Here is a 14,986-nt window from a genome sequence, read left to right on the forward strand (position 1 = left end):
TATCTTACTCCCGGTAAAAAATGAAACATCTGCGCTTACTCCTGTATTACGCAAAAAAAAGGGCGACTCAGCACCCATTGTTTAACGACAAATTGTATCGGCCTGATGAACGTAGCGTCATCAGGCCATCCATCATTACGCCAGCTGGCGCAGCATGCGGCGCAGTGGCTCAGCAGCCCCCCAAAGCAGCTGGTCGCCCACGGTAAAGGCTGACAGGAACTCAGGTCCCATATTCAGCTTACGCAGACGGCCAACTGGCGTGGTCAACGTGCCGGTAACAGCCGCTGGGGTTAACTCACGCATAGTGATATCCCGATCGTTTGGTACCACTTTTGCCCACGGATTGTGAGCGGCCAGCAGTTCTTCCACGGTCGGAATAGACACATCTTTTTTCAGTTTAATGGTGAACGCCTGGCTGTGGCAGCGCAGCGCGCCGACGCGTACGCACAGACCATCCACCGGGATCACCGAAGAGGTGTTGAGAATCTTGTTGGTTTCCGCCTGACCTTTCCATTCTTCGCGGCTCTGACCGTTATCGAGCTGTTTGTCGATCCACGGAATCAGGCTACCCGCCAGCGGTACGCCAAAGTTATCAACCGGCAGTTCACCGCTGCGGGACAGGGTTGTCACTTTACGTTCGATGTCGAGGATAGCAGAAGACGGGGTAGCCAGTTCATCGGCCACATGGCTATACAGATGGCCCATCTGGGACAGCAGTTCACGCATGTGACGCGCACCACCGCCGGAAGCCGCCTGGTAGGTTGCCACAGAAACCCAGTCAACCAGGTCATGGGCAAACAGGCCGCCGAGTGACATCAGCATCAGGCTCACTGTGCAGTTACCGCCGACAAAGGTCTTAATGCCTTTGTTCAGGCCGTCGGTAATCACATCCTGGTTAACCGGATCGAGAATAATGATGGCATCGTCTTTCATGCGCAGCGAAGAGGCCGCGTCAATCCAGTAACCCTGCCAACCGCTTTCACGAAGCTTTGGATAGATTTCGTTGGTATAATCGCCGCCCTGACAGGTCACAATGATGTCGAGCGCTTTCAGCGCTTCCAGATCAAAAGCATCCTGCAGCATGCCGGTGGAGGTGCCACCAAACGTCGGTGCCGCCTGCCCGAGCTGGGAAGTAGAAAAGAAAACAGGGCGAATGGCGTCGAAGTCGCGTTCTTCTACCATGCGTTGCATGAGTACAGAGCCGACCATACCGCGCCAGCCGATAAAACCAACATTTTTCATAGCGTTTTTTTCCTGCAGAGATGTGTGCTGTGTATGCTACACCAGTATCCGACTGGTCTACCCTTCACCATACAAAAAGCAGCCAAAGTCGCAAGTGAAATTAATCAATGATAGCGAAGCCATCAGTAATGCGACTTATCCCGCTGCACCAGCAAGCAGAAAGTCCGCAGCAATTATCAGGGAATTTGACTTATGAATGAAATCATTTCGGCGGCAGTTTTATTGATCCTGATTATGGATCCGCTCGGAAATCTGCCCATTTTCATGTCCGTTTTGAAGCATACCGAACCGAAACGCCGTCGGGCGATCATGATTCGCGAGCTGTTCATTGCGCTATTAGTCATGCTGATATTCCTGTTTGCGGGCGAAAAAATTCTGGCATTTCTCAACCTGCGAGCGGAAACCGTGTCGATTTCCGGGGGCATCATTTTGTTCCTGATTGCCATCAAGATGATTTTCCCCAGCGCATCGGGTAACAGCACCGGGCTACCGGCGGGTGAAGAGCCGTTTATCGTGCCGCTGGCTATTCCACTGGTTGCCGGGCCGACTATCCTCGCCTCGTTAATGCTGTTGTCGCATCAGTACCCTAATCAAATGGGACATCTGGTGATTGCGCTGCTGATCGCCTGGGGCGGGACATTTGTGATTTTGCTGCAGTCTTCGCTGTTTTTGCGTCTGTTGGGCGAGAAAGGTGTGAATGCGCTTGAGCGCCTGATGGGGCTGATACTGGTGATGATGGCAACCCAGATGTTCCTGGACGGCGTGCGGATGTGGATGAAGGGGTGACAGAGTTTTTTTGATTTTGTAAGCCCGGTAAGCGCAAGCGCCACCGGGCAATACCCTCAGCTCAGAAGCTGGAAGGCGATCATACCGACAATCGCCCCGACGGTGCCGAGGATGGTTTCCATCATCGTCCAGGTCTTCAGCGTTTGTGCTTCAGACGCGCCAGTAAATTTACCAAACAACCAGAAGCCGGCGTCGTTTACGTGACTGACAACAATAGAGCCACCCGCGATACAGATAGACAGCGCCGCCATCTGCGCACCGGAGAAGTTCAGTTGTTCAATCACCGGCATAACCAGACCGACCGCCGTTAAGCAGGCCACGGTGGCGGATCCCTGGATGATACGCACTGCGGCAGCCAGTACAAAACAGGTGATCGCAATCGGCAAGCCCATGCCGGTTAACGCTTCGCCGAGTGCCGGACCTACGCCGGAATCGACCAGCACCTGTTTGAACACACCGCCCGCACCAATCACCAGCAGAATGATCCCCGCAGGCTGCAGCGCGTGACCGCAGATCTCCATCACCCTGTCTTTCGCCATACCCTGACGTACCGCCAGACCATAAATCGCGACCAGACACGCCACCAGAATCGCCGTGAACGGGTGACCGATAAACTCAAACCATTCGTAAGCGGAAGAGCCGACAGGTACAAAACGTGCCGCGATGGTTTTCAGGCCGACCAGCACCAGCGGCAGCAGGATAAGCGCGAGACTGAAACCAAAGGAGGGCATTTTGCCTTCGCCAAGGTGCGGTTCGGTAATATCGTCCGGCACATGCAACTCGACGTAACGGCTGATGAAATTACCCCACAGCGGCCCGGCGATAATCATGCCCGGAATGGCTGCGCACAGACCAATCAGGATCATCCAGCCAAAGTCAGCGTGCATCTGGGAAGCCAGCAGCATAGGTGCAGGCCCCGGCAGCAAAAACGCTGCAGCCGCCGCCACGCCAGCAAACAGTGGAATCACCAGCTTCACGAGGTTAGTTCCCGTGTGACGCGCCATCGAAAACGCTACGCTTATCAGCAGCACAATCGCCACTTCAAAGAACAGCGGCAGCGCGCAAATCAAACCGGCCAGACCAATCGCATAATGTGCGCGGCTGTGACCAAAAGACTTCAGCATCTTGACGGCTATCTGATCGACAGCACCTGTCTCATGCAAAATCTTGCCAAACATCGCCCCCAGGGCGACGACAATCGCCAGGAAGCCGAGTGTGCCTCCCATCCCCTTTTCCATGGTTGCCGCAATCTTATCGAGCGGCATACCGGAAAAGAGACCTGCACCAATAGACACCACCATCAAAGCAACGAAGGCGTGCATACGCGCCTTCATCACTAAAAACAGCAGTAATAAAACCGATCCTACTGCTGTTAAAACAAGCGTTAATGTACTCACTACTTACTGCCTTGGTTAATAGCCTCAATGGTGCTCGCTACCACACCGTCCAGCGGCTGATCAATATTCACCACCAGAACATCGTTTTCGTTCGCACCCGGCTCTTCCAGCGCTTCAAACTGGGTGACCAGCATCTGCGTTTTGAAGAAATGACCTTTGCGCGCCTTCAGGCGGCTCTCGATAACATCAAAATCCCCTTTCAGGTAGATGAAAGAGAGGTTCGGGTTACCGGTGCGTAACTGATCACGATAGACTTTTTTCAAAGCAGAACAGACGATCAGCGACACCTTGTTGGTACGCTGCATCGCAAAGGCGGCATCATTCAGCGCCTGCAACCACGGTTTGCGGTCTTCATCGTTGAGTGGCTCACCGGAAGCCATTTTCATGATGTTGCTGCGCGGATGGAGAAAATCGCCATCAAGAAACGCGGCCTGCAGTTGATGCGCCACTTCACTGGCGACAGCAGATTTACCGCTGCCCGATACGCCCATCAGAACGTAAACGTGGTGATCATGATTAGTCGTGCTCAAAGCGTTGCCCCCACTGGTACAAGAATCAGGAAATTGAATTGTTACGGGTAACTGTTATCGGTAACATTGTCCAGCCGGACAAATAGAGAAGCAATATCCATTCGTGCCAGAAGTGCATAAGTGTGAGCTACTTCAAACTTGTTGGGCTAAATAGATCCGCCTGGTGACAAGGTGAAACCTAAATCTAACATTTTAGGTGTTACCGCTTCACCTCGAATACGCGCCAGCAGACGTTCTGCGCCAATACTGCCCATCCTTTCACGCGGCGTCAGTACGCTCGCCAGACGCGGCTCCATGACTTGCCCGATATCGTGACCGTGGAAACCGGCAATCGCCATGTCGTCGGGAATCGTCAGCCCTAAACGCTGGCACTCGAATGCCGCCCCTACCGCCAGATCGTCGTTGGTACAAAAGACGCCGTCCAACTGAGGATATTCACGCCGCGCCTGGCGAAGAAGTTCGATACCGGAGGAGTAGGAAGAGGATTGTTCGACCATCACGCTATAAGGCACCAGGCCAGCATCCAGCATTGCCTGTTCGTAGCCCTTTTGCTTAATGATAGTACGCTCATCAAGACGCGCCCCAAGATAGGCAATATGACGATGGCCGCGCGCGATAATGGCAGAGGTCATCTGACGCGCCGCTTCAAAGTTGTCAAAGCCAACGGCGATATCAAGACACGGAGACTGGCTGTCCATCAGCTCAACCACCGGAATACCCGCGACTTCGATCATTTTCAACGTGCGGGGGGTATGGCTACGTTCGGTGAGGATCAGACCGTCGATATTCCACGACAGCATCGATTCCAGACGCTCTTGTTCCATTTCGGGTTTATAGCCATAGTGCGCCAGCATGGTCTGATAACCATGGGCGTCAGTGACGGCCTCAATGCCGCGTAATACTTCAGCAAAAACCTGGTTGGTCAGAGAGGGTAACAGGACGCCGATTGCCCGGCTGGTCGCATTAGACAGGATATCAGGAGCGCGATTGGGAATATAACCCAGCTCATCAAGTGCAGCGGCAATTTTGCCCCGCAGCGCGACGGAGACCTGCTCCGGATTACGCAAAAAGCGGCTGACCGTCATTTTGGTCACGCCCACGCGGTCGGCTACATCCTGAAGTACGGGTCTTTTCTTTTTCATCGTCCTGAAGTATTAAAAAAGGGAATAGATTCCCCCAGTTTACCACGGACGCGCGTGAACCTTCCCAGAGAAAACAAAGGTTGTTTTTTTATTGTGAGAAATACACTAAATCATTCGAGTCGCATTGAGGCGGCGACGCAGTAACAAATTCGTCAGGAACGAATTTGAACAGCCGAAGGCTGCCTCTGGTGAGGGACAAGGATGTCCCTCAGTAAATCCCCGGAAGCGTACATTAAGTACGTGACCGGGGTGAGCAAGGAAGCCAACAAAGATGCGGCTTGAAGGATGACGTGTATTTTTATACTGGCGGCAAGTCAAACAGTAACACTTCGCTATCACTGTCTGCATGGATGGAGATAGCCTGCTCATCCCAAATCGCCAGACCATCGCTGGTCGTCGCTTTGGTACCGTTAATTGTAACGTTACCTTTTACCACCTGGATCCAGACACGACGTTCAGCGGCAATTTGATGTACCGACTGTTCATCTTTCACCAGCGCCCAACGATACAGCTCCATATCCTGGTACACTTTCAGCGAACCATCGCGCGCATCTGGCGACAGCACTAACTGTTTGCCCTGAACAGCATCAAAACGGCGCTGCTCATAGCGTGGCGTAATCCCGTTTTCCTGCGGGATGATCCAAATCTGATACAGATGCAGCTTCTCAGTGTCACTCGGGTTGTACTCGGAGTGACGGATCCCCGTCCCGGCACTCATAATCTGGAATTCACCGGCCGGTACCTGCTCTTTGTTGCCCATGCTGTCCTGATGCTCTACCGCGCCTTCCAGCACATAGGTCAGAATTTCCATGTCTTTATGGGGGTGAGTGCCAAAGCCCTGTCCTGCGTCAATCACGTCATCGTTAATCACGCGCAGTGCAGAGAACCCCATAAAATTCGGGTCATAGTAGTTAGCAAAAGAGAAGGTATGCCAGGAATCCAGCCAACCATGATTAGCATGGCCACGGTCATTCGCTTTGCGTAAATAGATCATTGTGTTCACCCCCAGATGTTTTCGATGGAGTAAGTGTGGACTCAATCCGACCGGGATCATAGAGGGTGAAAATTGACTCCTCTGTTCAAAAAATATGAACAAAGCCAGAGGAGTCGGATTACGTTATTTAGCGAGGGTAATTGTCGCCGGAGAAGCCTGTTCGAAGGCGCGTTCAAGGAGTTCCAGATTAGTAAGAACTTCAGATTCCTTGACGTAATTAGGCGTACCGGTTGTCAGTGTCTGATACAACGCATCATAAACACGACCATAGTCTCCCACTTCCGGCTTCACCTCTTCTTTTACCGTCACGCCCGCGTCATTCACGTATTCCAGCACACCGACTGAATCATCAGCCGCAAAGCCCGCTTCCCCCGGCATAATATTCGCCTTCAGGCTGGTTTCCTGCTGATCGATACCGTATTTGATAAACGAACCTTTGGTGCCGTGAACAATAAACTTCGGATAGTCGATTTTCACCAGATGGCTGGTTTTAACAATCGCCTTCAGATCGCCGTAGAACAGCTGCGCTTCGAACGTGTCATCGGGGTTCGCTTTGTTGCGCAGGCTGCGAATGTCATAGGCTGCATGATCGGGACGGCCGAACAGCGAGATGATCTGATCCATGGTGTGTACGCCCAGACCATAAAACGCGCCATCCTGCGGCAGACCCGGCTTGGTTTCCGCCACCGGTCGGTAATAATCAAAATGACTTTCGATCTCAACGATATCGCCCAACTTACCGCTCTCAATCGCTTTTTTGGCGGTGAGGAAGCAGGAATCAAAACGACGATTCTGATACGGCGTCACAGTCAGTCCCTTACTTTTCGCCAGCTCAAATAACGCTTTTGCCTCAGCCAGCGTCGGCGTGAAGGGTTTCTCCACCAGGACGTTTTTACCCGCTTCCAGCGCCCGTTTTGCATATTCAAAGTGGCTGTCAGCATGGGTACAGACGATCACCAGTTTCACCTGCGGATCGTCTAAGATCTCGTTCAGGTCGCTGGTAAAGTGAATATGCGAATACTGCGGCGCCTGCTCTTCCGGTTTGGCATGACGACGGAAAATATGCGCGACATGCCAGCTCTCTTTGCGATTGAGTACATACGGTAAATGATAGCGCGTGGTGCTTTTACCAAACCCAATAAATGCGCAGTGTAAGGTCATCTCTTGCTGTCCCAGGTTACTGTTTATGGTTTTTACCATAGCGTAACCTGACCCCGAAATTAACCCCCTAAAACACATATTGGCAGTAATAATCCGTCCGAGTGATGTTTCCACAAACATTATTCCATGAAGCAATAAATTGCATAATAAACAATATCTTAAAATCACTCCATTGCCTTGACCAGGTTAACTAAATTCTGGATAAAGACCCTCTGAAGGACGCAGTCCCCTGCCCGGCACCCAACGTGATGCCTGATACGACGCGTTCATGCTGCCAAAGGAGTGGCCATCCATTTGACATGGAAAGACAGTATCTCGCGTTAAACAGTGCGTTTTTTTTCTGGATACTGGGTCTCATCGCCTGGTACTTCAACGTCACGCATCTGGCCCTGTTTTCAGGTGCGCTGACCCTTTCATTATTCATCATCCACATCCGACTTAATCAGGTTAATCAAATGTTTAGAAAGAACAAGTCAGTAGAAACCCCACAGACTGTTGTAAGCGCATCCCCTACCGCCAACGAGACAGAAACGGCTGAAACAACGGAAACGAAAAAGAATGAAACGACCGTTATTGCCAGTGATGTCCGTTTTGAAGGCAACATCACCTCCAGCAAACATGTGTACGTTTACGGGGTACTGCATGGGAACATCGACGCCAAAGAGAGCCTGATAAAAGTCATGCGCGGGGGTTTAGTCGAAGGGAATATCACCTGTCGCGAGCTCATTATCGACGGCAGTGTTATCGGTCAGTGCACAAGCAATGCAATTGATATCTACGATAATGGCAGCGTGACCGGGACACTCGCCTACCATTCACTGTCGGTAAAAAAGGGTGGGACCTTTTCCGGTCAGGCGGATGTATTGCCGCCGCAGGTGGAACATGCCAACACGGGTCGTCCGGTGGCAGGAAAATCGCCCGAAGCAGCAGACACGCCTGATGGGCAAAATATATCGACACCGCCCCAATCCGTGCTGAACGCGCCAAAAAACCAAAAAAAAAGCCAGCACGCGGCTGGCTAAAGTAATACTGGAAGCAATGTGAGCAATGTCGTGCTTTCAGGTTCTCCGTAAGGTTCCCCTGAACGCAGAGCAATAATAATCATTCTCATTCGCACTTGTCCAATACTTTTTGCAAAAAAATGCTGTTGACGTACTTTTCAATCTCAGCGAGTGTAAATACTCAATTAACCCTGAAGGAGATAAGGAATGAGTGAGATAGTGATACGCCACGCTGAACCAAAAGACTACGACGCAATTCGTCAGATCCATGCCCAGCCAGAGGTGTATCACAACACGCTACAGGTTCCTCATCCTTCCATCGAGATGTGGCAGGGACGACTCGCCGAGCAAACCGGAATCAAACAGCTGGTTGCCTGCATTGACGATCTCGTCGTGGGACATCTTACCATTGCAGTGACCCAGCGCCCTCGCCGCAGCCACGTCGCTGATTTTGGTATCTGCGTCGACGCCAGATGGCAGAACCGCGGCGTCGCCAGCGCGCTCATTCGCACGATGACAGACATGTGCGACAACTGGCTGCGCGTTGACCGTATCGAGTTAACGGTGTTTGTCGATAATGCGCCCGCTGTTGCGGTCTACAAGAAGCATGGATTTGAAATCGAAGGCACGGGCAAAAAGTATGGTCTGCGCAATGGCGAATATGTTGATGCGTACTTTATGGCGCGAGTGAAATAAAAAAACGGCCCGGTGGCGCTGTGCCGACCGGGCTGACACGGCATCAAACGTCGGCCGGGTAAGGGGAAGCCACTACCCGGCAAAACATCAGTACCCTGCCGTTAGATCGTCCACTGAACGTGGGTCAGATGCACCGTACAGCGCGCCATCCGGCCCTACCATAATGCTCTGAGTGCTACCCATCGCCTCTTTCAGCACCACTTTTTGCCCTTTTTGTTCCAACAATTTGAGGGTATCCGGGCTGAAGCCTTTCTCGATACGCAGCTCATCCGGTAACCACTGGTGGTGAAAACGTGGCGCATTGGTGGCTTCGGCGACGTTCATTCCAAAATCGATGCTGTTGACGACCATTTGCAGCACAGTCGTAATAATGCGGCTGCCGCCAGGACTGCCAGTAACCAGCCAGGTTTTACCATCCTTCACCACGATGGTCGGTGACATTGATGACAGTGGGCGCTTGTTCGGTCCAACCGCGTTGGCATCGCCGCCAACCAGCCCGTAAACGTTCGGCACACCCGGTTTGGCCGAGAAGTCGTCCATTTCGTTATTGAGCAAAATACCGGTATTACCCGCCACAATCCCGGTACCGAAGGTCGTGTTCAGGGTATAGGTCACCGCAACAGCATTACCGTCTTTATCCACCACCGAGAAGTGGGTGGTCTGATTGCTTTCATACGGCGCGAGCTTGCCCGGTTTAATCTGACTGGACGGCTTCGCTTTGTTGATATCAATCTGATCGGCAATCGATTTGGCATAGGCTTTGTTGGTCAACGCCTGCCACGGCACCTTCACAAAGTCCGGGTCGCCAAGATATTCCGAACGGTCGGCGTAGGCATATTTCTCTGCTTCAGCCATGACCTGCATAGCATCGGCGCTGCCAAATCCGTATTTCTTCATATCGAAGTTTTCAAGGATATTGAGGATCTGCACGATATGAATACCGCCAGAGGACGGAGGCGGCATGGAGAAGACCTGATAACCACGATAGTCACCGCTGATCGGGGTACGCTCAACGGCTTTGTAGGCCGCCAGATCTGCTTTAGTCATCAACCCGCCGTTCTTCTGCATTTCCTGGGCAATCTGATCGGCAATCGCCCCTTTATAAAAAGCATCCGGGCCGTTCTCGGCGATCATCTCCAGGCTTTTCGCCAGGTTTTTCTGTACCAGCTTGTCACCCTTTTTCAGCGGCTCGCCGTCTTTCCAGAAAATGGCTTTGCTGTTCTCATGGTTAGGGATCACTTCACTGCCGTAGGTCTTCAGATCGTCGGCCAGCGCATCGTTTACCACGAAACCGTCTTCCGCCAGTTTCATGGCCGGGCGTACCACTTTATTCAGCGGCAGGGTGCCGTATTTTTCCAGCGCCAGCGAGAAGCCCGCAACGGTACCCGGCGTGCCAGAAGCCAGATGTGAGGTCAGCGACTTTTTAGCATCCGGGTTACCCTGCTCATCAAGGAACATGTCACGGGTCGCGCTGGCGGGCGCCATTTCGCGAAAATCAATCGCCGTCGTATTGCCATCTTTGGTGCGCAGCAGCATAAAACCGCCACCACCCAGGTTCCCCGCCTGGGGATGGGTCACCGCCAGCGCATAGCCGACAGCAACGGCGGCGTCTACGGCATTCCCACCTTGTTTAAGAATATCGACACCTACCTGCGTGGCCAGTGAATCCACTGAGGCGACCATCCCCTGCTTTGCCCGTACGGGATGGAACACATCTTCCTCCACACCGTAGGACACCGGTGGCGGCGCTGCCGGTGCAGCGGCAACACTAAAACAACTTCCTGAGAGCAGAGCAGCAATGGCTACCCGGCGTAAAAACGTCGGTTTTATCATCGTTATTCTCCAGATGTTAGGGGTCAGCCCCCACTAAGCCTGGTGCATAACTCTGAAATAATCATCGTAACGGCGAGAAAGGAGTAAACTTAAGAGATCCCCGAGAGGAGAAAAGCGATGAAACGACTCTTGATATTAGCCATGCTATTGCCGTTTGCAGGCTTTGCACAGCCCATCAACACCATGAATAACCCGAATCAACCGGGTTATCAGATCCCGAGTCAGCAGCGTATGCAGACACAAATGCAGACGCAGCAAATTCAGCAGAAAGGGATGCTCAACCAGCAGTTGCAATCACAGACGCGCATGCAACAGCAGCATATGGAAAATCAAATCAATACCAACTCCCAGCGAATACGCCAGTCTCAGCCAGGGGAGCTTAATCCTGGTCAGCAGCAAATGCTGCCCAATAACCAAGGTGGGATGTTAAGCGGCACCCGTAACCCGGACAGTTCGCTGAATAAACAGCAGCAAATGCTGCCGGAGAAAAAGAATGGCGACATGTTGAAACCGTCCAACACGCCGCAACCCAATGTTCCGTTAAAAACGATTGGACCTTAATAGGGCTGAAAGTCGGGTCCAATGGTATCAATCGCATCAGTGCAGATGCAGTCCACTCCCCAGCGCAATAGCTCGGCCGCGCGCTGGGGCCGGTTGACGGTATAAACCAGAATCCGTAAGCCCGCATCGCGTAACGCATCCACACGCGCCTCATCTAGCAGCTTATGGTCAAGATGAATCGATACGCAGCCCAGTCTCGCGGTGATTTCACGCCAGTCGTCGCGCCACTCATCGAGTAAAAGCCCGCGCGGCAACTCAGGCGCCGCCTGTTGCGCCGCCTCAAGGGCGTCAATTTCGAAGGATGAAAGCAGCGGTGGCGTCATATCTGCCCACAGTTCCCGCGCGGCCAGCGCCACGACGTTGCCGGTTAACGTCCCGGAACCTGTCGTGGGTTTGATCTCAATATTCGCCATCATACCGTGCTGACGGCAGCGCTCGGCCACCTGTGAGAGCAACGGCAGAGGTTCACCTTTAAACTCCCCGCTAAACCAGCCGCCCGCGTCTACACGCAGTAAATCCTGCCAGTTCAGTTCACCGGCAACACCCCAACCGTTGCTGGTACGCTCCAGATTGTCATCGTGCAGCAAAAAGATCTCGCCGTCTTTTGACAACTTGGCGTCAAACTCAATCATGGTATGCCCGTATCGCGCCCCCACGTCGATCGCCGCCAGTGTGTTCTCCGGTGCCAGTTTGCCGCCGCCGCGGTGGGCGACAATATGGGGATAAGGCCAGTTACTCATACACGTTGTCCTGTTTCGCCATCAAAGAGATGCAAATGATGTTCTGGCAGATGCAGCCATAGTGTGCTGCCCGCCGTCGGGCGATGCTGATGCGCCAGTCGCACCACCAGCTTTTGTTCACCCCAGCGTCCGTGTGCCAGGTTATCCGCGCCCAGCATTTCCAGCGTGTCTAACACCTGCGGCACACCGCCTTCGGCCTGCGAGCTTAGCGCAATATGCTCCGGGCGGATACCCAACGTCATTTTACGTCCCGCTAAGCGACGATACGCATCGCCAATAGGCAACATCATGCCCCCTTCCAGTTCAAAATGACTGCCAGAGGCGCTGATATGTCCTTCCAACAGGTTCATGGCCGGGCTGCCAATAAAACTCGCCACAAAGCGGCTGGCCGGTTTTTCGTAGACTTCAACCGGGGTGCCAATTTGCTCCGCGATACCTTTGTTCATCACCAGCACGCGTTGAGCAAGGGTCATGGCTTCAACCTGATCGTGCGTGACATAAAGTGACGTGGTTTTCAGTCGGCGGTGCAGATGTTGTAACTCAAGGCGCATCTGCACACGCAGCTTGGCATCAAGGTTGGACAGCGGTTCATCAAACAGGAATACCGCCGGGTCACGCACAATTGCCCGCCCCATCGCGACACGCTGCCGCTGACCGCCGGAAAGTTCTCTTGGGCGGCGCTTGAGCAACTCACCCAATTCAAGAATACGCGCCGCCTCTTTCACCCGCTCAGCAATATGTTCCTTGCTCATACCGCGGATCTTCAGTCCCCAGGCCATGTTTTCTTCCACGCTCATATGCGGGTAAAGGGCATAGTTCTGAAACACCATCGCAATGCCGCGATCCTTCGGCTCCATCTCCGTAACCCGCTTGCCGTCAATCCAGACATCGCCACTGCTCACCCGTTCCAGCCCGGCCACCATCCGCAGTAGCGTAGACTTACCGCAACCGGAAGGACCAACCATCACAATAAATTCCCCGTCCGCGACATCCAGCGTCAGCGGTTTAATCACCTGGGTTTTTCCGTCCCAGCTTTTGGTTACTGCTTGTAGTTTTAAACCCGCCATTTTTATTTCTCACTGTCCACTAAACCACGCACAAACGCGCGCTGCATGGCTAACACGATGATGACCGGTGGAATAAGCGTCAGCAGCATGGCTGCCATCACGTGATTCCACTGGGTGGTACCTTCACCGGTGGCGATCATCCCTTTGATACCCGCCACGGCAGTCCCCAAATTAACGTCGGTAATAATTAACAGTGGCCAGAGATACTGATTCCAGCCGTAGATAAAGGTGATGACAAACAGCGCCGCCAGGTTGGTTTTTGACAGCGGCAGCACGATGTCGCGAAAAAAACGCATCGGCGAAGCGCCGTCGATTCTCGCCGCTTCGACCAGCTCGTCCGGCAACGTCATAAAGAACTGGCGAAACAGAAAGGTCGCGGTAGCGGAAGCCATCAACGGCAGCGTCAGACCCGCATAGCTGTCGAGCATCTTCAGGTTGGCGATCACCTCCACCGTAGGAAAGATACGCACCTCAACCGGCAACATTAGCGTGATAAAAATCATCCAGAAGAACAGGTTACGCAGCGGAAAGCGAAACCAGACGATGGCAAACGCCGAGAGAATGGAGACCGTGATTTTCCCCACTGTAATACTGAACGCCATGATGAAACTGTTGAGCATCATCAGCCAGAACGGCGCGCTATTGGCGCCCACGCCGTTGACCCAGATGACATTCATGTTTTCCAGCAGATGCGTACCGGGTACCAGCGTCATTGGCGTTTCAAATACCGCCTTGTTATCCAGCGTCGCGGCAACAAACGCGACGTACAGTGGAAACAGGATCACCAGGATCCCCAGAATCAACAGGGTATGGCTGAAGACGGTCAGCCAGCGACGATTCTCTATCATTGGTAGCGCACCTTACTTTCAACATAGCGGAACTGCACCACCGTCAAAATAATGACGAGGAACATCAGCACCACTGACTGCGCGGCAGAAGCGGAGAGATCCAGCCCGACAAAGCCTTCACGATAAATCTTATAAATCAGCGTAGTGGTCGCCTGTACTGGCCCACCGGCCGTTGCAGCGTCGATCACCGGGAAGGTGTCAAAGAAGGCATAGACCAGATTCACCACCAGCAGAAAAAAGCTCACCGGCGCAATCAGCGGCAGCGCCAGCTTGAAGAAACGACGAATCGGCCCCGCGCCATCAATCGCGGCAGCTTCTATCAGTGAACGAGGAATAGACTGCAAGGCGGCAAAGAAGAACAGGAAGTTGTAACTAATCTGCTTCCAGACTGACGCAAACACCACCAGAAACATCGCCTGGCCGCTGTTTTGCGCATGGTTCCAGTCATAGCCAAACTCACCGAGAAAATGGGTAATCAGCCCACGTCCCGGATTGAATAAAAAGATCCACAACACGGCAGCGACGGCGGGTGCAACGGCGTAAGGCAGCAACATCAGCGTCTGATAAAAACGGCTGCCGCGCACCACATAGTTCACCAGCGCAGCAAAAAATAGCGACACCAGCAAACCGCTTACCGTGACTAACGTACTGAACTTTATTGTCGTCCAGAACGAATCAAGGTAGTACGGGTCATGGAACAGCGCGACAAAGTTTTCCAGTCCGACAAACTGGCTGGAAAGACCAAACGGATCAACGGATTGTAGCGAATACCACAGCGCTTCACCGGCGGGCCAGATAAAGAAAATAACGGTGATAACCAACTGCGGGGCCACCAGCAAATAGGGAAGCCAGCGCGAGCGGAACACCGGACGGGATGAGGACATGAAGATTCGTTTCCTGGAAGGTGCCAGATGGCAATGCAAGCACCTTATCCGGCCGACAATAATCGCTGTAGGCCGGATAAGCGCAGCACCATCAGGCACTTATA

Annotated in this window: 15 protein-coding genes; 4 read left to right on the forward strand and 11 right to left on the reverse strand. The window is 53.0% G+C overall.

Annotated elements, in window-relative coordinates; all coding sequences use genetic code 11:
• Positions 1–135 precede the first annotated feature (135 nt).
• Positions 136–1,242, reverse strand: a complete 1,107-nt coding sequence (gene asd, locus N7268_RS04090; RefSeq protein WP_198907057.1) for an aspartate-semialdehyde dehydrogenase — start codon at positions 1,240–1,242, stop codon at positions 136–138.
• A gap of 192 nt (positions 1,243–1,434) precedes the next feature.
• Here asd and yhgN point away from each other — a divergent pair, with 192 nt between their 5' ends.
• Complete coding sequence (yhgN, locus tag N7268_RS04095; protein ID WP_198907056.1) at positions 1,435–2,028, forward strand: YhgN family NAAT transporter; 594 nt, start codon at positions 1,435–1,437, stop codon at positions 2,026–2,028.
• Between the two features lie 56 nt (positions 2,029–2,084).
• Here the strand turns inward: yhgN and gntU are convergent, their stop codons facing one another.
• The 5 genes from gntU to N7268_RS04120 form a co-directional block, all read right to left on the reverse strand.
• Positions 2,085–3,425 carry a gluconate transporter gene (gene gntU / locus N7268_RS04100; RefSeq protein WP_260861866.1) on the reverse strand — a complete coding sequence of 447 codons (1,341 nt, stop codon included), beginning with the start codon at positions 3,423–3,425 and terminating at the stop codon, positions 2,085–2,087.
• Positions 3,425–3,955: a gluconokinase gene (gntK, locus tag N7268_RS04105; protein WP_198907054.1), complete on the reverse strand. Its 531-nt coding sequence runs from the start codon at positions 3,953–3,955 to the stop codon at positions 3,425–3,427. The genes gntU and gntK overlap by 1 nt, the downstream gene beginning before the upstream one ends.
• Positions 3,956–4,101: 146 nt before the next feature.
• Complete coding sequence (gene gntR, locus N7268_RS04110; protein ID WP_198907053.1) at positions 4,102–5,097, reverse strand: gluconate operon transcriptional repressor GntR; 996 nt, start codon at positions 5,095–5,097, stop codon at positions 4,102–4,104.
• Between the two features lie 298 nt (positions 5,098–5,395).
• The gene (yhhW, locus tag N7268_RS04115) at positions 5,396–6,091 is read right to left on the reverse strand and encodes a quercetin 2,3-dioxygenase (RefSeq protein WP_260861867.1); all 696 of its coding nucleotides are present in this window, start codon (positions 6,089–6,091) and stop codon (positions 5,396–5,398) included.
• 123 nt (positions 6,092–6,214) lie between these two features.
• A complete protein-coding gene (locus N7268_RS04120; RefSeq protein ID WP_260863524.1) occupies positions 6,215–7,252 on the reverse strand; it encodes an oxidoreductase in 1,038 nt (345 codons plus the stop codon).
• 248 nt (positions 7,253–7,500) lie between these two features.
• Here N7268_RS04120 and N7268_RS04125 point away from each other — a divergent pair, with 248 nt between their 5' ends.
• Both N7268_RS04125 and yhhY read left to right on the forward strand, forming a co-directional pair.
• Positions 7,501–8,274, forward strand: coding sequence for a polymer-forming cytoskeletal protein (locus N7268_RS04125; protein WP_260861868.1), 774 nt, complete (start codon positions 7,501–7,503; stop codon positions 8,272–8,274).
• Between the two features lie 186 nt (positions 8,275–8,460).
• On the forward strand, positions 8,461–8,949 hold the full coding sequence (gene yhhY, locus N7268_RS04130; RefSeq protein ID WP_260861869.1) for an N-acetyltransferase: 489 nt from the start codon (positions 8,461–8,463) through the stop codon (positions 8,947–8,949).
• Positions 8,950–9,036: 87 nt separating this feature from the next.
• On the opposite strand, the gene ggt is transcribed toward yhhY, so the two are convergent.
• A complete protein-coding gene (ggt, locus tag N7268_RS04135; protein WP_260861870.1) occupies positions 9,037–10,782 on the reverse strand; it encodes a gamma-glutamyltransferase in 1,746 nt (581 codons plus the stop codon).
• Positions 10,783–10,899: 117 nt separating this feature from the next.
• Here ggt and N7268_RS04140 point away from each other — a divergent pair, with 117 nt between their 5' ends.
• A complete protein-coding gene (locus N7268_RS04140; protein ID WP_198907047.1) occupies positions 10,900–11,343 on the forward strand; it encodes a DUF2756 family protein in 444 nt (147 codons plus the stop codon).
• Here the strand turns inward: N7268_RS04140 and ugpQ are convergent.
• The 4 genes from ugpQ to ugpA are packed head-to-tail and all read right to left on the reverse strand — an operon-like array spanning position 11,340 to position 14,882.
• The gene (gene ugpQ / locus N7268_RS04145) at positions 11,340–12,083 is read right to left on the reverse strand and encodes a glycerophosphodiester phosphodiesterase (protein ID WP_260861871.1); all 744 of its coding nucleotides are present in this window, start codon (positions 12,081–12,083) and stop codon (positions 11,340–11,342) included. The two genes, N7268_RS04140 and ugpQ, sit on opposite strands and share 4 nt — an antisense overlap.
• On the reverse strand, positions 12,080–13,150 hold the full coding sequence (locus N7268_RS04150) for a sn-glycerol-3-phosphate import ATP-binding protein UgpC (RefSeq protein WP_260861872.1): 1,071 nt from the start codon (positions 13,148–13,150) through the stop codon (positions 12,080–12,082). Before N7268_RS04150 ends, ugpQ begins: the two co-directional genes overlap by 4 nt.
• A 2-nt stretch (positions 13,151–13,152) precedes the next feature.
• Positions 13,153–13,998, reverse strand: a complete 846-nt coding sequence (gene ugpE / locus N7268_RS04155) for a sn-glycerol-3-phosphate ABC transporter permease UgpE (protein WP_198907044.1) — start codon at positions 13,996–13,998, stop codon at positions 13,153–13,155.
• Positions 13,995–14,882 (reverse strand): sn-glycerol-3-phosphate ABC transporter permease UgpA, encoded by an 888-nt coding sequence (gene ugpA / locus N7268_RS04160; RefSeq protein WP_038634974.1) that lies wholly within the window; start codon positions 14,880–14,882, stop codon positions 13,995–13,997. Before ugpA ends, ugpE begins: the two co-directional genes overlap by 4 nt.
• Positions 14,883–14,986: the final 104 nt, after the last annotated feature.

This window comes from Citrobacter sp. Marseille-Q6884, from assembly GCF_945906775.1.
Taxonomy (GTDB): domain Bacteria; phylum Pseudomonadota; class Gammaproteobacteria; order Enterobacterales; family Enterobacteriaceae; genus Citrobacter.

Coding starts and splice junctions, on each gene's coding strand:
- N7268_RS04120 (WP_260863524.1), bottom strand. CDS start 7,252: ATGACCTTACACTGCGCATTTATTGGGTTTGGTAAAAGCACCACGCGC.
- yhhY (WP_260861869.1), top strand. CDS start 8,461: ATGAGTGAGATAGTGATACGCCACGCTGAACCAAAAGACTACGACGCA.
- ugpE (WP_198907044.1), bottom strand. CDS start 13,998: ATGATAGAGAATCGTCGCTGGCTGACCGTCTTCAGCCATACCCTGTTG.
- gntR (WP_198907053.1), bottom strand. CDS start 5,097: ATGAAAAAGAAAAGACCCGTACTTCAGGATGTAGCCGACCGCGTGGGC.
- yhgN (WP_198907056.1), top strand. CDS start 1,435: ATGAATGAAATCATTTCGGCGGCAGTTTTATTGATCCTGATTATGGAT.
- N7268_RS04125 (WP_260861868.1), top strand. CDS start 7,501: ATGCCTGATACGACGCGTTCATGCTGCCAAAGGAGTGGCCATCCATTT.
- asd (WP_198907057.1), bottom strand. CDS start 1,242: ATGAAAAATGTTGGTTTTATCGGCTGGCGCGGTATGGTCGGCTCTGTA.
- N7268_RS04140 (WP_198907047.1), top strand. CDS start 10,900: ATGAAACGACTCTTGATATTAGCCATGCTATTGCCGTTTGCAGGCTTT.
- ggt (WP_260861870.1), bottom strand. CDS start 10,782: ATGATAAAACCGACGTTTTTACGCCGGGTAGCCATTGCTGCTCTGCTC.
- ugpQ (WP_260861871.1), bottom strand. CDS start 12,083: ATGAGTAACTGGCCTTATCCCCATATTGTCGCCCACCGCGGCGGCGGC.
- ugpA (WP_038634974.1), bottom strand. CDS start 14,882: ATGTCCTCATCCCGTCCGGTGTTCCGCTCGCGCTGGCTTCCCTATTTG.
- N7268_RS04150 (WP_260861872.1), bottom strand. CDS start 13,150: ATGGCGGGTTTAAAACTACAAGCAGTAACCAAAAGCTGGGACGGAAAA.
- yhhW (WP_260861867.1), bottom strand. CDS start 6,091: ATGATCTATTTACGCAAAGCGAATGACCGTGGCCATGCTAATCATGGT.